Genomic DNA, 15693 nt, shown 5'->3' on the forward strand with positions numbered 1-15693 from the left:
ATAATCCTTCACACCTGGTTCGCTCAACCCCTGTCTTCAGTCGAGCGGCAGCGCCCGGTACTGCGCGGCGACGGTCCGGGCGCCCGCCGGCGGGTCGGCCACCCGCAGTCGCCGCCGGTACGGCTCCATCAGCTTCTGGATCGCTTCGTTGAGCCCGGCCAACTCCTCGGCCGTGAGCAGGAGCAACGTGTCACTGAACCAGGTCGCCTGATACCACTCGACCGGCTCGTCCGGCGCTCGGCGGATCCAGTCCCGGACGCGCTGGCTGTCCCGCGCCAGGTGCGCGTCGACCAGGGCCAACTCGGCGGCGCGGGCCTCGGAATCGGCGTGCTGCCCCGACTCGACGTAGTACGAAGGGCTGAACGCCTGCCACACCCGTTCCCGGGCGTCGCCCCTGCTGGGGGCCTGCTCGATCAACCCAAACTTCGCCAGCTCACGGAGGTGGTAGCTGGTCGCGCTCGGGGACAGGCCGGCGATCTCGGCGCACTCGGTGGCGGTCGCACCGCCCTCCACCGTGCCGAGATGTTCCATGATCGCCATACGGGCCGGGTGGGCCAGGGCCCGCATCACCTGCGGGTCGCTGATCGTCGCCCGGCGCTGTTCGGGGCGTGGCTCGCTCATGTCCCCATGATTCCGCCCGGCGCAGCGGGACACCATCGCGCCCGCGCCGGGCACACGACCCTTCTCCCGCCGGACCGACCAGGCCACCCAGGAGGGAGCACACCGGGCATGAGGTGAGGGCCAACACTACAAATAGCTTGTAGTACAAAGTGTTTGTAGTACCGTGAGGTTGTGGTGGTACTAGGACGAAAGGCCGAATTGGCGGAACTCGCCACAGCTTGGGCGCACGTCACAGCCGGCGAGCCGGAGTTGGCCGTGGTCTGGGGCCGCCGCCGGGTCGGCAAGACCTACCTGCTGACCCACTTCGCCGAGGGCAAGCGGGCCGTCTACTTCACGGCGACCCGCCAGGACACCGACGAACGGCAGCTACGCCGGTTCGCCGAAGCACTACGCGAGCAACTCGGCGAAGAGGTTGCGGACCTCGCGCCAGTGACCTTCCCGACCTGGGAGGCAGCGCTGCGGTTCGTCGCCGGACTGGCCCGTACCGAGCCCCTGCTGGTCGTACTCGACGAGGCCCCCCGCCTCACCGGGGGGCACGCCGACTTCGCCGACACGGTCTCCGCAGTATGGGAGAACCACGTTCGGAACCAACGGCTGATGCTCGTACTCTCGGGCTCGGCGGTCACTGTGATGGAACAGATGCTGGGCCCGCAGGGCGGCCTCCACCGCCGCGCCAGCCTCGAGCGGCGGATGGACCCGTTTCCCCTCATCGATGCCCGGGCATTCCTACCGGAGTTGTCGCCAGCAGACTTCATCCAGGCCTACGCGGCCTGCGGTGGCTACCCACTGCACCTGAGCCGTTGGTCGCCACACCGTTCGATCGCGGAGAACCTCGACGAGTTGGCCTTCACTCCGGGCGGACTTCTCTTGCGCGACGCGCCAGACATCCTCTCCGAGGACCTGGATTGGCGCGGCGGATACGAGCGGGTCCTCACCGCCATGGCCGGTGGCGCCAGACGGCGGTCGAAGATAGCCGGCCGGGCTCAGCAACGCATCGATTACACCCTCGACCGGCTGCGTCGGGCTGGCTATGTGCGGGCGGTCCGGGCCCTCGGGGCCGGCGGCTCCACCGATCCGCTCTACGAAATCGCCGATGACTACCTCGCGTATTGGTTCCGGGTGCTGCGAGATGATGCCGACCTGATCGACGGCGGCCAAGGCCCGGCCGTGCGGCAGCGCACCGCCGGGCGGTGGCAGATCCATCTCGCCCGAGTCTTCGAAGCGGCAGCCCGCGATCACGCTCAGCGTCTGGTGGCGGCTGGCGCGCTGCCCGGCGACACGATCATCGGGCGGTGGTGGAAAGACGAGACCGTCGAGATCGACGTCCTCGGGCTCGCCGATGATGAGCCGGTCCTCGTCGGCGAATGCCGGTGGCAGGCTGAACCGCTCGCTCAACGCGACCTCGGTGAGCTGCAGCGACGGGCTGCCTATCTGCCTCCACCAGGTCGGGCTGGACTGACGTTCGCATTCTGGTCCCGCGGCGGAGCGGACGACACGCTGGCCAGCCATCCAGGCGTCCGCACATTCACTCCCGCCGACATCGTGGGCGCTGGCTGATCCTGGTCCGACATCGAAATTCGGTGGGCGAAGCGGAACATCACGCGTAGGCTGGATGGCCGCATGACGGCCGCGGTGAGCATGCACCGCAGCGGACGTCCCCGCGCCGGGTGCCGGCCATCCGCCCCCGGATACGCGAGCGAGCAGGCTTTGAAGACCTCCACAGGAGTCAGCGTGCCCGCAACTGACCTCGACACCGATCTCACCGCCGAACGCGCCCACCTGGACACCTCCCGCGCCGCGCTGCGCCGGATGCGTGAGCGCGCCGAGGCGCTCTTCGCCACCGGCGACAAGGTCGCCGGGGACGCGTACACCGCCGAACAGCTGGGCCGGCACATGGCCCGGCGGGTCAAGGAACTCGCCGACGACCCCACCACCCCGCTCTTCTTCGGCCGGCTCGACTTCGGGGACACCGATCCGGATCACGCCGGGCGCGAATACCACGTCGGGCGGCGGCACGTCACCGACGACCTCGGCGAGCCCCTGGTGCTGGACTGGCGGGCCCCGGTCTCCCGGTCGTTCTACCGGGCCAGCGCCCGCGACCCGCAGGGCGTCGCCGTCCGGCGCCGGTTCGGGTTCAGTTCCGGCGCGCTGACCAGCTTCGAGGACGAGCACCTGGACCGGGGCGAGGAGTTGGGCACGGCCAGCCGGATCCTTACCGCCGAGATCGAGCGCCCCCGCGTCGGCCCGATGCGGGACATCGTCGCCACCATCCAGCCCGAGCAGGACGAGCTGGTCCGGGCCGACCTGGCCGACTCGATCTGCGTCCAGGGCGCGCCGGGCACCGGCAAGACGGCGGTCGGGCTGCACCGCGCCGCGTACCTGCTCTACCTGCACCGGGAGCGGCTGCGCCGGTCGGGGGTGCTGATCGTCGGGCCCAACCGGGCGTTCCTGTCGTACATCGCCGCTGTGCTGCCGGCGCTCGGCGAGGTCGAGGTCGAGCAGGCCACGGTGGAGGACCTGGTCGCCCGGGTGCCGGTACGCGCCGTCGACGACCCGGCCGTCGCCGCCCTGAAGCACGACGTCCGGATGGCTGAGGTGCTACGGCGCGCGGTCGACGCCCACATCCGTACGCCCATCGAACCGATCATGGTGTCGGACGGCTCGTTCCGCTGGCGGATCGGCCTCGACCCGCTGCACCGGGTGGTCGAGGAGACCCGCCGGGAAGGGCTGCCGTACGCCACCGGCCGGGAGCGCGTCCGAGCCCGGGTGGTGGGGCTGCTGCAACGGCAGTCCGAGGCCCACCGGGCGGAGTCGCCCAGCGACGTCTGGCTGCGTCGGATGGGCAGGGCCAAGCCCGTCACCGCCTACCTCGACACGGTCTGGCCGGCGCTGACCCCCGAGGGGCTGCTGCACCGGCTCTGGTCCGACGCCGACGCCCTCGCCGCGGCGGCTGACGGCCTGCTCAGCGCCGAGGAACAGGCCCTGCTGCTCGGCTCGACGGCCGGCGGCGCGGGCGTGGCCACGACTGGGCGACGGCCCGACCGCGCCGGGACGAAGCTGGGCCGCACCCCGAAGGCGACGAAGTGGACCGCTGCGGACGCCGTGCTGATCGACGAGGCGGCCGGCCTGATCGAGCGGCCCGGCGGCTTCGGGCATGTGGTGGTCGACGAGGCGCAGGACCTCTCCCCGATGCAGTGCCGGGCCATCGCCCGCCGCAGCGAGCACGGCTCGATCACCCTGCTCGGCGACCTGGCCCAGGGCACCGCGCCCTGGGCCGCCACCGACTGGCGGAAGTCCCTGGCCCACCTGGGCAAGCCGGACGCGGCCGTGGTGCCGCTCAGCGTCGGCTTCCGGGTGCCGGCGGCGGTGGTCGCGTTCGCGAACCGGCTGCTGCCCGCGCTCGCGGTCGACGTACCCCCGGCCGAGTCGCTGCGCCACGACGGGACGCTGGACCTGCGTACCGTGGACGACCTGACGGCGGCGACGGTGGCCGAGGTGCTCACGGCGCTCGCCCACGACGGCTCGGTCGGTGTGATCGCCGCCGACGACGCGGTGGACCGGCTCCGCGCGGCGCTCGCCGACGCGGGCGTGGAGACCGCGACCGCGGACGACGTGGAGGCCGCGGCGCGGGTCACCGTGGTCCCGGCGACGCTGGTCAAGGGCCTGGAGTACGACCACGTGGTGGTCGTCGAGCCGGCCGCGATCGTGGCGGCCGAGCCACGCGGCCTGCACCGCCTCTACGTGGTGCTGACCCGGGCGGTCTCCCGGCTCGCGGTGCTGCACCGGGACCCGCTGCCCGCTCCCCTGGCCGGCTGACCGGCCGCGCCCGCCCCGGGGAGCGACCGGCGGCCGGTTCAGGCGGAGAGGGCGGCGGCGACCGCGCGCAGCGGTCGGCCCGACTCGGCGATCGGCACGGTGAAGGCGAGCCACGAGCCGTCGGTGAAGTCGATGCGCAGCCGCTTCGGGTTGAGCCGGTGCCAGCCGACCCGGGCCGACGCCACCTCGGCCCGCGGCGCCGACCAGGCGACCCGGGTCTCGGCCAGGGCCCGCTCGTCGTCCTCCCGGTTGGACAGCACCTTCACCGCGCCGGTGACGCAGACCAGCAACCGCCGGTCGGTGACGGCGAGCAGGGTGTGCCGCACCTTCCCGTCCGGCCGGGCCGGATTGAGCGCCCGGTGCAGCCGGGAGGCGGCCGAGCCGGGGGCGCCCCGGCCGGCTGTCCCCCAGCCGATCAGGTCCACCAGCCGGTCGCCACCGTGCCAGGTGGCCAGCGGGACGAGCAGGTTGAGCAGCACCGAGGCGACGGTCCTCCGGCCGGGGGCGTCGGGGGCCACGTCGTCGGGCGGCGGCGGGGGCGTCAGACCGCCGCCCACCTCCGCGAGCGCGTGCGCCAGCACCCGCTCGCCGGGCTCGACGAGCTGGTCGATCCGGGCGCGGTGGCTTGTCTCGTCCATCGGCTCAGTACCGGTCGTAGCCGTAGTCGTCGGCAGCCGGGCGCGGCGCGGCCGGCGCATTGCCCATCACCTCGCCGACGATCTCGCGGACCCGGGCGGCGGCGGCCTCCTGCGCGCGGTTCGCGGCGGCGGTGAACTCCTCGGCGAGGGTGTACGAGTCCATGCGCATCGCCCGGGCGTTGACGTCGGTGGAGAGGATCTTGCCGTCGGCGGCGGCGGTCACGGTGACCAGGCCGGAGTCGCTCACCCCCTCGGCGCTGCACTGCTCCAGCTCGGCCATCCGCGCACCGAGCTCGCGCTGCCAACCGTCCAGGTTGCGGGCCAGCGCCTCGATCCGGTCCAGGGCGGGGAAGGTCATGGCTGCCTCTCAGTTGACGATCGAGTCGAAGACGTTCTGCACACCCTGGGTGTACGGACCCAGGTCCTCCTTGTATGTGCCGTCCACCAGGTAGTTGCGGTCCTTGTGCCCGTCGGAGATGTCATGCAGCCCGACGCCGGTGTCCAACAGGGTGCTGCCGATCCCGGGGATGTTCACCGGGGACGTGTGGTTGATCGCAAACTTGCCGGGGAACAGGATGGCGGCGCGTTTCATCTTGAACGCGAACGCCTCCTTGGTGTAACCGGACTTGTTCCACGCCCGGTACGCCTTCTTGGCCTTGCGTAGCTCCATCACCAGCTTGCGGTACTTCGTGAGCAGCTCGGCGACCTTCTCCAGCTTGGTGACCAGCTTGGTGAGGATCTCGGCGAACCGGGCGACGATCTTGCACATCCGGCCGACCGTGGTGGCGAGCCGGGCCAGCACCCGGACCACCGTGGCGGCCAGCGTCACGCCCGCGCTGAGCAGGGCGGCCACGGCGGCGATGATGACCTCGGTCAGGAACCAGAGCAGGAACTCCAGGATCAGCTCGACCAGGAGGTTGAACGCCTCGACCGCGGCGTTCGCCGCGTCGACCAGCACCTCCTTCGTGCCGTCCAGCCCCTTGGCCAGCTCCTCGATCGCCTCCTCGACCGACTCCATCGAGGCGTGGAACTTCTCCGCCGCGTCGCCGTCCCAGGCGCCGCGCAGCCGCGCCCGGTCGGCGATCTGGTCGCCGGCGATCTGCCGGACCGCCTCGCCGGTGGTCAGCGCGAGCTGGGCGGCCGTCATCAGGTCGTCCGGCTCACCGGCGACCAGTTCCAGCAACTGCTCGAACGGCCAGAGCACGGCCTGCGAAAGCGGCTTGAACGGGTCGGGCGTGCCCGACACGATCTGCTCGAAGTAGGTCTTGTTGCGGTGCAGCGCCTCGGTGCTCATGCGCCCACCTCAATACGCTCGCTCATCCGTCTCCCTCAGGCACCCGGCACGAACATGTCGTTGCTCGCCACGTCGGTGCCGGTGTAGGCGTCGGCCGTGTCGCTCATCCCCTCGGCGATGTCGGCCATCGCCTCCGCGCCCTCCTCCAGCCCCTGCAGGCACGCCTCGAACTGCTCGGCGTACGCGGCCGCGAGGCTGAAGGACGCCGGCATGATCCCGAAGGCGTGCCGGGGCACGTGCCCGTCACGGAAGACCCGGCTCAACTCGTGAAACCGGGCCGCCCGGTCCCGGGAGGCCGCGGCGAAGGCCTTCAGCGCCTCCGGTTGGACGTCCAGGTTCCTGCTCGGACTAGTCACAGACCCTCCCCAGTGTCCGGTCGGCACCCCGCCCGTCGTTGCGACGAGGCGGCCGGCGGGATACCACAGTAGGGGATCCGGGGAGTCCGGCGCCCGCCCGTCTCGGACGGCGGCACTGGCGGGGGCACGATACACAGGTGACGACGACTCCACCCTGCATCACGACCTGCGAAGGAGAACCCATGATCCTGGCCCGCGCCGATCAGGTCAGCCGCCGCTACGGCGACGTGCTGGCCCTGGACGGGGTCGACCTGACCGTCCGCGCCGGGGAGCTGGTCGGCCTGCTCGGGCCGAACGGCGCCGGCAAGAGCACGCTGCTCAACCTGCTGGTCGGGCTGCGCCGTCCCACTGCCGGCCGGGTGGAGCTGTTCGGCGGCGACCCACGCGAGGCGGTGACCCGGCGCGAGCTCGGAGTGACCCCACAGGAGACCGGGCTGCCCGGCACGCTCCGGGTCGGCGAGGTGGTCGACTTCGTCTCCGCGCACTTCACCGACCCGATCCCCCGGGACGAGTTGCTCGACCGGTTCGGCCTGACCGACCAGGTGCGCCGGCAGACCGGGGGGCTGTCCGGCGGGCAGCGCCGCCGGCTCGCGGTGGCCCTCGCCTTCGTCGGCCGGCCCCGGCTGGTCGTCCTCGACGAGCCGACCACCGGGCTGGACGTCGAGGCCCGGCACACCCTCTGGGAGGCGATCCGCGGCTTCCACACCGACGGCGGCACCGTGCTGCTGAGCAGCCACTATCTGGAGGAGGTGGAGGCCCTCGCCCAGCGGGTGGTGGTGATGGGGCACGGCCGGGTGCTCGCCGACGACACCGTGGAGGCGGTCCGTGGCATCGTCGGCGTACGCCGGGTCAGCCTGGTCGCCGACGACCTGCCGGCGCTGCCCGGGGTGGTCGCCACCGAGCACGCCGAGGGGCGTACCCACCTGCTCACCACGGACGCGGACCAGCTCGTCCGCGACCTGGTCACCGCCGGGGTGGCCTTCCGCGAGCTGGAGGTCCGGCCCACCTCCCTGGAGGAGGCGTTCCTCGCCATCACCACCCACGACCGCGCCACGATCATCGCCGCCTAGGAGACGTCCGTGTCCCTCGCCCTGACCCACGCCCGCTACCAGCTGCTGGAGATCGTCCGGATCCCGGTCGCGGTGGTCGGCAGCGCGTTCTTCCCCGCCGCCGCAATGCTCTTCTTCGTGGTGCCGTTCGCCGGCAGTGACCCCGTCGGTGCGACGTACGCCACCGCCGCCATGATCACCTTCGCCGTGATGAGCGCCAACATCTTCCAGTACGGCATCGGCGTCGCGGAGGACCGCGACCAGCCGTGGAACCCGTACACCCGGACGCTGCCGGCCGGCCCGGCACCACGCCTGGCCGGGCGGATCCTGGCCGGCCTGGTGATGACGTACCTGTCGATGATTCCGGTGGTCGTGATCGCCGCGGTGGGCACCGCGGCCCGGGTGACCCCGATGGGGTTCCTGCTCGCCGCCGCCACCGTCGCCGTGATCTCGGTGCCGTTCACTCTCATGGGGCTGGCCATCGGATATTCGCTGCCGAGCAAAGCGGCGATCGTGGTCGCCCAGGTGATCTTCTTCCCCCTCGCGTTCGGCGGCGGCCTCCTCTCCGGCCCCGACGACGCACCCGGCTTCGTCAAGGCGATCGCCCCCTACCTGCCGACTCGGGGAGCGGTGGAGCTGATGTGGGCGGCCACCACCGACTTCCGCCCGGAGCTGCTGGCGATGGTGATGCTGGGCGTCTGGGTGGTGGTGCTCGCGGCGGTCGCCGGGTGGGCGTACCGGCGGGACGAGGGACGCCGCTTCACCTGACGTCTTGCCCGATTCCGGCCCGGTGGGGTACGGGACGGTGCCACGATGCCGGCAGGGCGTGCCAGCGGGGCAGCCCCGGCGAGAGGGGTCACCGTGAGCGGCGTGGAACCCGGCACGCCCTGCTGGGCCGACCTGGCGACCCCGGGGCTGGAGGACGCGAAGCGGTTCTATCAGCAGCTGTTCGGCTGGACCGGTCGGGTCTCCCAGGACCCGGCGGCCGCCGGCTACACCGTCTTTCTCAAGGACGGCAAGGCGGTGGCCGGAGTGGGCCCGCCGGCTGCCCCGGACCAGGTGCCGATCTGGTCGACGTACGTGGCGACCGACGACGCCGAGCTGGCGGCCACCCGGGTCGAGGCGGCCGGTGGCCAGGTCGTGGTCCCCGCGTTCGACGTCCTCGACCAGGGTCGGATGGCGGTCCTCTCCGACCCGTCCGGAGCGGTGTTCAGCGTCTGGCAGCCGATGGCGATGCGCGGCGCGGAGCTGTTCAACGCCCCGGGGTCGTTGTGCTGGAACGAACTGGTCACCCCCGACCCGGAGGGGGCGAAGGAGTTCTACGAGCTGGTCTTCGGCTGGCACGCGGAGGAGCAGCCGGGTGAGCCCAAGCCGTACACCGGGTGGCGCTGCGGCGCGCGGATCGTCGCCGGGATGACGCCGCCGCTGACCGAGCTGCCGACCGACCTGCCGGCGTACTGGTCGGTGTGGTTCGCGGTGGCGGACGCCGATGCCACCGCCGCCCGCGCCACCGAGCTCGGCGCCACCGTGCTGGTCCCGCCCCGGGACACGGCGAAGGGCCGGCTCACCGCCCTCCGCGACCCCGGGGGCGCCCTCTTCTCCACCGTCGCCCCCCGCTGACCGTGCGCCCCGGTGCGCGGTCGGCTGGGGGCCGCTCCTCCGCGAGGAGCATCAGGAACTTTCAGCGGGGGCGGACGGGGACGACGAGGGGGCCGTGGTCGCCCTGGACGACCCGGACGTGTGCCCGGTAGTGCGTCGCGAGGAGCTCCTCGGTGAGCACCTCGTGCGGCGGGCCGGACGCGGCCACCCGGCCGCCGGCGAGCAGGACCAGCCGGTCGGCGTATTCGCCGGCGATGGAGAGGTCGTGCATGGTGGCGAGCACGGTCAGGCCGTGCTCGCGGCGGAGCTGGTCGACCAGCTCCAGCACCTCCTGCTGGTGGCCGATGTCCAGCGCGCTGGTCGGCTCGTCGAGCAGCAGCAGGGTGGCGCCCTGGGCCAGTGCACGGGCCAGGAACACCCGCTGCCGTTCCCCGCCGGAGAGGGTGGCCAGCTCCCGGTGCCCGAACGCGCCCAGGTCGAGCCGGTCCAGCACCTCGTGCACGGCGGCCAGATCGGCGGCCGACTCCCGGCCCAGCGTCGGGACGTACGGGGTACGCCCGAGCAGCACGTAGTCGAACACCGACATGCCGGCCGGCAGCACCGGGGACTGGGCGACGGTGGCGACGATCCGGGCCCGTTCGCGGCGGCGGAGCGCCTGGATCGGCGTACCGAAGAGGGTGACCGCGCCCGGCGCGCGCAGCAGGCCGCCGACGGCGCGCAGCAGGGTCGACTTGCCGGCGCCGTTCGGGCCGATCACGGTGACCCACTCACCCACGGCGACGGTCAGGTCCACGCCGGCCAGGATCGACGCGCCGCCCAGGCTGACGCGCAGGTCCCGAACCGCCACCGCACTCGGCGCCACCTCTGGTCCCGACTGCGGGGCTCGCAAACCCGGCTCACTCCTCGCGCTCACAGCGCCACCATTGTTCGCGACTGCGGGGCTCGCAAACCCGGCTCACTCCTCGCGCTCACGTCAGCACCCGGCGGGCGGTTCGCAGCACCAGCACGAAGAACGGGCCGCCGAGCAGCGCGGTGACCACGCCGATCGGGATCTCGGCGGGGGCCGCGGCGGTCCGGGCCACCACGTCGGTCAGCGCCAGGAACGCCCCGCCGAAGAGCATCGACAGCGGCAGGATCACCCGGTAGCTGGACCCGGCGAGCAGCCGCACGGTGTGCGGCACGATGATGCCGACGAAGCCGATCAGACCCGAGGCGGAGACCGCGGCGGCGGTGCCCAGCGAAGCGGCGGCGATCAGCAGGTAGCGGGAGCGCTGCGGGTGCAGGCCGAGGCTGGTGGCCTCGTCGTCGCCGACGGAGAGCACGTCCAGCTCGCGGCGGTGCGCCAGCACCACGACCGCGGTGATCAGGAAGTACGGCAGGACCAGCCGGACGTCGTGCCAGCCGGCGGTGGCGAGCCGCCCGAGCAGCCAGGAGTAGACCTGCTGGATGTTCTCGGCGTGCCGTTGCAGCAGGTAGGTCTGCCCGGCGGCGAAGAACGCCGACACCGCCACTCCGGCCAGGATCAACGCGGCCGGTGACCGGTCGCGCCCGCCGGCCGCGCCCAGCAGGTAGGTCATGGCGACCGCGCCGAGCGACCCGACGAACGCGGCGAGCGGGATGGTGACCGGCATGCCGCTCAGCGCGCCGCCCGCCCCGACCCCGAGGGCGATCACCGCGGTCACCGCGAGCCCGGCGCCGGCCGCCACGCCCAGCAGGTACGGGTCGGCCAGCGGGTTGCGGAAGACACCCTGGTAGCAGCCGCCGGCCAGGGCGAGCAGCCCGCCGACGAGCAGGCCGAGCACGACCCGGGGCAGCCGCAGCTCGGTGACGATGGCGACCTCCCGCTCGGTGAGCCCGCTGTCCAGGTGCACCCCGGGCACCAGGTTGAGCAGCTCGGCGGCGACGCTGCCGGGCGGCAGGCTGACCGGGCCGAGGGACACCCCGGCGACCAGCGCGACCAGCACGGCGCCGATCCCGGCCACCAGCCAGCGCTTCCGCAGCCCGGCCGGCCGGACCGCGGGGCGCCGGCCGGCCGGGCGGCCGGGCGGAAGCGTGGCGGCACCGGTCCGCCCGGATCCACCGCCCGCACCGCCGGCCTGAGCCCTCCCGGCGCCGTCGGCGCCCGCCTGCCCCGCCTCGGAGCCGGCGGCGTGAGGGACGCCGCTCGCGGAACGGGATGCGGGCACGCCGGACGGCCGGGACGCGTCGGGCACCCCGGCCGGCTCGGCGGATTCCGCTGGTCGCACGGTCACCGGCAGGTCACGCCGGGACCTTGGCGGTGGCGTCGACGATCGCCCGGACCAGGTCGACCACGCGCGGGCCCCAGCGCGAGGCGACGTCGTCGTCGAGGGCGACGATCTGGTTGTTCTTCACCGCGGTGACGCCGGCCCAGCCGCTGCGGGCCTTGACGGTCTCGGCGGTCTGCTGGCAGCACTTGGTGTCGGACAGGAAGACGAAGTCGGGGTTCGCCTTGACGATGACCTCCTGGGAGAGCTGCGGGTAGCCGCCCTTGCTGCCGTCGGCGTCCGACGGGTCGGCGATGTTCTCCAGGCCGGCCATGGCGTAGATGGAGCCGATGAAGGTCTTGCTGGTCGCGGTGTACAGCTCTGGGCCAAGCTCGTGGAAATAGGTGAGCTTCTTCGCGCGCTGCGGCAGGTCCTTGGTGAGCGCGGCGATGTCGTCCTTCATCTTCTTCGTGACGTCGGCCGCCTCGCCCGGGTGGCCGGTCAGCGCGCCCAGGTCGGTGATCTGCTGGTACGTGTCGTCGAGCGTGGCCGCCGCCGGGGTGAGCAGCACCGGGATCTTCAGCGTGGTGAGCTGGTCGACGATCTTGTTGATGTCGTTGGCGAGCACCACCAGGTCGGGGCTCTTGCCGGCGATCGCCTCGGCGTTCGGCTGGAAGCCGGAGAGGTCGCTCTTCGGCACGTCCGCCGGGTAGTTCGACTGGTCGTCGACGGCGGTGACCTGCTTGCCGGCGCCGATGGCGAAGAGCATCTCGGTCGCGGTCGGCGAGAGTGAGACGATCTTCTCCGGGCGCTTCTCCAGGGTCAGCTTGCCGACGGTGACCGGGAAGCTGGCGGCGGCGGAGCTACCGCCGGAGGCGGGGGCGTCGGCCGGGGTCTTCTCGGCGCAGCCGCCGAGGACGAGCGCGCCGAGCGCGAGGGCGGCGGCGAAGAGCCGGGGGGTACGTCTGGACATCGGTCCTCCTGTCGGTCGAGGAGCGTGGTGCTTCGCCGACAGGACCGCCTGGGCGTACCCGTCCGCGAGGCGCCCTTCCTCGAGAGCGCGTGTCGCGACCGTGCCGCAGGCGACCTGGCTCGTCCCCGTCGGCAGCGGCGGTGGGCCGACGCCGAGGTGGGGCATCACAGTTGCGGGACAGCGCCGGTTTCGCACCGGCTTCGCTGCGGGCTGGTCGGTAGCACGGTAGCGCACGACCAGCGGAGATCGTCCGGACGGGAGGGGTGGGCAGGGTGTCGGCAATGATTTTCCATGCGTTGACCCCTGGCGAAAGTTCCTTCCAGGCGCGACAGTGAACGGCAACGATGCCGTTCTGTTGTGGAGCTGCCATGATCACGAGATCTCTGCGCGCGGCCGCCCTCGCCGGCGTGACCGCGCTCGCCCTCCTCGGCACCACCGTGCCCGCCCATGCGGGCAACAACCTCCCGGTCGACCCGCATGACGAGCAGATCACCTTCCAGGAGTGGTCGAAGTACCCGGACTGGCGTACCGGGACCCACCAGGGGACGCACGCCATCCCGGGGCACCGCACCGGGATCACCATCGGCCAGCCGGCCGGCACCACCGAGTTCACCGACGAGCACGGCGGCGGCACCCGCACCTGGGAGTACGCCACCTGGACCTCGCCGGAGCGCACCATCGGCTTCGACGCCACCGAGCTGGTCGCCTCATGGAACGCGGAAACTCCGTCCGGCACCTGGATCCAGGTCGAGCTGCACGGAACGTACAACACCGGCCAGCAGACCCCCTGGTACGTGATGGGCCGCTGGGCCTCCGGCGACCAGGACATCAAGCGGGCCACCCTGGACGGTCAGGGCGACCCCTGGTCGACCATCTGGACCGACACCTTCTCCATCGACAATGCCAAGGCCGGGGTGCTGCTGCGGTCGTACCAGCTCAGGCTGACCCTCTACCGGGCGCCGGGGCAGGCCGCCTCGCCGCGGGTCTGGATGCTCGGCGCGATGAGCTCGAACGTGCCCGACCGGTTCACCGTCACGCCGAGCAAGGGCGGGATCGCCTGGGGCATCGAGCTGCCCGTGCCGCGCTACTCGCAGAACATCCACCGCGGCGAGTACCCGGAGTACGACAACGGCGGTGAGGCCTGGTGCTCGCCGACCTCCACCGAGATGGTGGTCGAGTACTGGGGCCGCAAGCCCTCGGCCGAGGACACCGCCTGGGTCAACCCGAGCTACGCCGACCCCACCGTCGACCACGCCGCCCGGATGACCTACGACTACGAGTACGAGGGTGCCGGCAACTGGCCGTTCAACACCGCGTACGCGGCCAGCTACCCCGGCCTGGACGCCCGGGTCACCCGGATGCACTCGCTGGACGAGGTGGAGCGCTTCATCAAGGCCGGCATCCCGGTCGTCACCTCGCAGTCCTTCCTCGCCGAGGAACTGGACGGGGCGAACTACGGCACCGCCGGCCACCTGTTCGTGGTCGTCGGCTTCACCGCCGACGGTGACGTGGTCGTCAACGACCCCGCCTCCTCCTCGAACGTGGAGGTGCGCAACGTCTACAAGCGGGATCAGTTCGAGCAGATCTGGCTGCGGACCAAGCGGCACCGGGCGAACGGCACGGTGGCCGGCGGTTCGGGTGGCATCGCGTACCTGATCAAGCCGACGGACAAGGCCTGGCCGGTCGTTCCCGGCTCGACCAACTGGTGACGGGACGGGCCCGGCACTGTCCCTCGGGACGGTGCCGGGCCCGTTCGGTACGGACCTCGGCCGCGGCGCTACAGCGACGGGGCGAACGAGGCCGGCGGGGCCGACGGCCGCGCCGCCTCACGGCGGCGACGGATCGCCCGAACGATGATCACCACCCAGGCCACCAGAGCGACCACGCCGGCCACGGTGAGCCCGGTGACCAGCAGGTACGTCGACCCGCCGGTGGTGGAGAAGACGCCCGCGCGGGCCCCCGTGTCGCGGGCCGGGGCGGTCGCCCCCGCGGTCAGCCCGTCCGGCGCGTCATAGAGGATCACGTCGGCGCGCCGGGCGCCGCCCTCGGCGGGGACGAAGGTCCCGCGCCATTCGCAGCTACGCCGGCCGCAATCCTCGTGCACCGCGGTGAAGGTGCCCGACGTTCCGCCACCGCTCTTCGCCTGCCAGGCGGGGGCGAGGTCGGTGACACCCATCATCAGTCCGATGGCGGCGATGACCGGAAGACCGATCCAGACGAAAATCTTCGTCCGCCACCCATTGATCGTGTTCAGGAAACTCACGGCGGCCGACCTTAGCGGCCCCGCTCCGATCGCGCTGCCCCGTTTCGTCGTGCCCGGCCCGCCGCGCGCGGTCCGGGCCGACAAGCCGGGCCCACAACGGCCGCCCGGCCTACTCCTCGCGGCGCGAGTCCGCCGGCTCGGACTGGTCGTCCCCGGCGAGCGCGGAGCGCAGCCGCTCCTTCTCGGCGCGGCGCCGGTCCGACGCCTCGGCCATCTCCCCGGCCATCTCGTCCCGCCAGCCACGGAGCAGGAAGAACGACAGCGCGGCGGAGAAGGCGAGCGCCACCATCAGCCGCAGGAACATGTTCATCTCGACGAACCAGAGGGCCGCCAGCACGCCGACGAACATCCCGATCCGGCCCAGCGTGTACTTGACCGCCGCGCTCACGTTCGCACTCCGTTCTCCATCACCGGTGGGGCGGCATCAGCCCGTACGCCGGGCCAGCCAGTGGACGCCATGAAACCAGATCACCGCGTAGACCACGGTGAACACCGCCGCGGCCAGCGCGCCGGAAACCAGCGGCGGCAGCCCGGCGGCCAGGCCGGCCGCGAGAAGCCCCGCGAACACCCCGACGGCGATGCCGGCCAGCGCCGCCACCACCCGGGCCGCGCCGAAGTCCCAGGCCCGGAAGTCGTCCCAGAAGAACCAGACCGGCAGGATCACCGCCAACCAGCCGTTGGTACGCCCGAACCCGCCGGCACCCATCGTGGCGAACGCCCACTCGAAGAGCACCAGCGCCAGCACCCCGATCACCAGGCCGGCAAGGCTCACCCCGAGCAGGTCGCCCAGGGTGAGGACGCGCCCCTCGGCGTCCCGCCGGGGGAAGGTGCGCTGCTGCTCCTCGGTGGTCATCGGCGC

At 72.4% G+C, this 15693-nt stretch carries 17 protein-coding genes and 1 riboswitch; of the genes, 6 read left to right on the forward strand and 11 right to left on the reverse strand.

The window, feature by feature from the left end:
• Positions 1–36: 36 nt before the first annotated feature.
• The gene (locus tag ACNAVT_RS09655; protein ID WP_416294836.1) at positions 37–621 is read right to left on the reverse strand and encodes an ArsR/SmtB family transcription factor; all 585 of its coding nucleotides are present in this window, start codon (positions 619–621) and stop codon (positions 37–39) included.
• Positions 622–795: 174 nt separating this feature from the next.
• On the opposite strand from ACNAVT_RS09655, the gene ACNAVT_RS09660 reads away from it, so the two are divergent.
• Both ACNAVT_RS09660 and ACNAVT_RS09665 read left to right on the forward strand, forming a co-directional pair.
• The gene (locus ACNAVT_RS09660; RefSeq protein WP_416295189.1) at positions 796–2178 is read left to right on the forward strand and encodes an ATP-binding protein; all 1383 of its coding nucleotides are present in this window, start codon (positions 796–798) and stop codon (positions 2176–2178) included.
• A 174-nt stretch (positions 2179–2352) separates the two neighbouring features.
• A complete protein-coding gene (locus ACNAVT_RS09665) occupies positions 2353–4437 on the forward strand; it encodes a HelD family protein (protein WP_416294837.1) in 2085 nt (694 codons plus the stop codon).
• Between the two features lie 38 nt (positions 4438–4475).
• Here the strand turns inward: ACNAVT_RS09665 and ACNAVT_RS09670 are convergent, their stop codons facing one another.
• Genes ACNAVT_RS09670 through ACNAVT_RS09685 form a run of 4 tightly spaced genes read right to left on the reverse strand, consistent with a single transcriptional unit; the run spans position 4476 to position 6725 of the window.
• The gene (locus ACNAVT_RS09670) at positions 4476–5075 is read right to left on the reverse strand and encodes a hypothetical protein (RefSeq protein WP_416294839.1); all 600 of its coding nucleotides are present in this window, start codon (positions 5073–5075) and stop codon (positions 4476–4478) included.
• A gap of 4 nt (positions 5076–5079) precedes the next feature.
• Positions 5080–5433 carry a YbaB/EbfC family nucleoid-associated protein gene (locus tag ACNAVT_RS09675; RefSeq protein ID WP_416294841.1) on the reverse strand — a complete coding sequence of 118 codons (354 nt, stop codon included), beginning with the start codon at positions 5431–5433 and terminating at the stop codon, positions 5080–5082.
• A gap of 9 nt (positions 5434–5442) precedes the next feature.
• The gene (locus ACNAVT_RS09680) at positions 5443–6369 is read right to left on the reverse strand and encodes a WXG100 family type VII secretion target (RefSeq protein ID WP_416294843.1); all 927 of its coding nucleotides are present in this window, start codon (positions 6367–6369) and stop codon (positions 5443–5445) included.
• Between the two features lie 35 nt (positions 6370–6404).
• Positions 6405–6725, reverse strand: coding sequence for a hypothetical protein (locus tag ACNAVT_RS09685; protein ID WP_416294845.1), 321 nt, complete (start codon positions 6723–6725; stop codon positions 6405–6407).
• Between the two features lie 182 nt (positions 6726–6907).
• Here ACNAVT_RS09685 and ACNAVT_RS09690 point away from each other — a divergent pair, with 182 nt between their 5' ends.
• From ACNAVT_RS09690 to ACNAVT_RS09700, 3 genes are all read left to right on the forward strand, one after another.
• A complete protein-coding gene (locus tag ACNAVT_RS09690; RefSeq protein ID WP_416294846.1) occupies positions 6908–7795 on the forward strand; it encodes an ABC transporter ATP-binding protein in 888 nt (295 codons plus the stop codon).
• 9 nt (positions 7796–7804) lie between these two features.
• A complete protein-coding gene (locus tag ACNAVT_RS09695) occupies positions 7805–8542 on the forward strand; it encodes an ABC transporter permease (protein WP_416294847.1) in 738 nt (245 codons plus the stop codon).
• Positions 8543–8635: 93 nt separating this feature from the next.
• Entirely contained in the window at positions 8636–9394 is a 759-nt protein-coding gene (locus tag ACNAVT_RS09700; RefSeq protein ID WP_416294848.1) for a VOC family protein, read from the forward strand.
• A gap of 61 nt (positions 9395–9455) precedes the next feature.
• On the opposite strand, the gene ACNAVT_RS09705 is transcribed toward ACNAVT_RS09700, so the two are convergent.
• The 3 genes from ACNAVT_RS09705 to ACNAVT_RS09715 all read right to left on the reverse strand — a co-directional run bounded on the left by ACNAVT_RS09705 (position 9456) and on the right by ACNAVT_RS09715 (position 12571).
• Complete coding sequence (locus tag ACNAVT_RS09705) at positions 9456–10235, reverse strand: ABC transporter ATP-binding protein (protein ID WP_416294850.1); 780 nt, start codon at positions 10233–10235, stop codon at positions 9456–9458.
• A gap of 106 nt (positions 10236–10341) precedes the next feature.
• Positions 10342–11373, reverse strand: a complete 1032-nt coding sequence (locus ACNAVT_RS09710; RefSeq protein WP_416295190.1) for a FecCD family ABC transporter permease — start codon at positions 11371–11373, stop codon at positions 10342–10344.
• 259 nt (positions 11374–11632) lie between these two features.
• Positions 11633–12571 (reverse strand): ABC transporter substrate-binding protein, encoded by a 939-nt coding sequence (locus ACNAVT_RS09715; RefSeq protein WP_416294852.1) that lies wholly within the window; start codon positions 12569–12571, stop codon positions 11633–11635.
• A 113-nt stretch (positions 12572–12684) separates the two neighbouring features.
• A riboswitch (cobalamin riboswitch) is annotated at positions 12685–12770 on the reverse strand.
• Positions 12771–12939: 169 nt separating this feature from the next.
• Between ACNAVT_RS09715 and ACNAVT_RS09720 the strand changes: the two genes are divergently transcribed.
• Positions 12940–14280 (forward strand): C39 family peptidase, encoded by a 1341-nt coding sequence (locus ACNAVT_RS09720; RefSeq protein WP_416294854.1) that lies wholly within the window; start codon positions 12940–12942, stop codon positions 14278–14280.
• Between the two features lie 68 nt (positions 14281–14348).
• On the opposite strand, the gene ACNAVT_RS09725 is transcribed toward ACNAVT_RS09720, so the two are convergent.
• From ACNAVT_RS09725 to ACNAVT_RS09735, 3 genes are all read right to left on the reverse strand, one after another.
• Positions 14349–14834, reverse strand: a complete 486-nt coding sequence (locus tag ACNAVT_RS09725; RefSeq protein ID WP_416294856.1) for a hypothetical protein — start codon at positions 14832–14834, stop codon at positions 14349–14351.
• 109 nt (positions 14835–14943) lie between these two features.
• Positions 14944–15222, reverse strand: coding sequence for a DUF4229 domain-containing protein (locus ACNAVT_RS09730; protein WP_416294858.1), 279 nt, complete (start codon positions 15220–15222; stop codon positions 14944–14946).
• A gap of 36 nt (positions 15223–15258) precedes the next feature.
• Entirely contained in the window at positions 15259–15687 is a 429-nt protein-coding gene (locus ACNAVT_RS09735; protein ID WP_416294860.1) for a hypothetical protein, read from the reverse strand.
• Positions 15688–15693 lie beyond the last annotated feature (6 nt).

It is taken from the genome of Micromonospora sp. SL4-19 (assembly GCF_047921475.1).
Classification (GTDB): Bacteria; Actinomycetota; Actinomycetes; order Mycobacteriales; family Micromonosporaceae; genus Micromonospora.

What these genes read in the sequence shown, in the direction of transcription:
- ACNAVT_RS09655 (WP_416294836.1), bottom strand. Translation starts at nt 621, where the DNA reads ATGAGCGAGCCACGCCCCGAACAGCGCCGGGCGACGATCAGCGACCCG.
- ACNAVT_RS09670 (WP_416294839.1), bottom strand. Translation starts at nt 5,075, where the DNA reads ATGGACGAGACAAGCCACCGCGCCCGGATCGACCAGCTCGTCGAGCCC.
- ACNAVT_RS09675 (WP_416294841.1), bottom strand. Translation starts at nt 5,433, where the DNA reads ATGACCTTCCCCGCCCTGGACCGGATCGAGGCGCTGGCCCGCAACCTG.
- ACNAVT_RS09680 (WP_416294843.1), bottom strand. Translation starts at nt 6,369, where the DNA reads ATGAGCACCGAGGCGCTGCACCGCAACAAGACCTACTTCGAGCAGATC.
- ACNAVT_RS09690 (WP_416294846.1), top strand. Translation starts at nt 6,908, where the DNA reads ATGATCCTGGCCCGCGCCGATCAGGTCAGCCGCCGCTACGGCGACGTG.
- ACNAVT_RS09715 (WP_416294852.1), bottom strand. Translation starts at nt 12,571, where the DNA reads ATGTCCAGACGTACCCCCCGGCTCTTCGCCGCCGCCCTCGCGCTCGGC.
- ACNAVT_RS09720 (WP_416294854.1), top strand. Translation starts at nt 12,940, where the DNA reads ATGATCACGAGATCTCTGCGCGCGGCCGCCCTCGCCGGCGTGACCGCG.
- ACNAVT_RS09735 (WP_416294860.1), bottom strand. Translation starts at nt 15,687, where the DNA reads ATGACCACCGAGGAGCAGCAGCGCACCTTCCCCCGGCGGGACGCCGAG.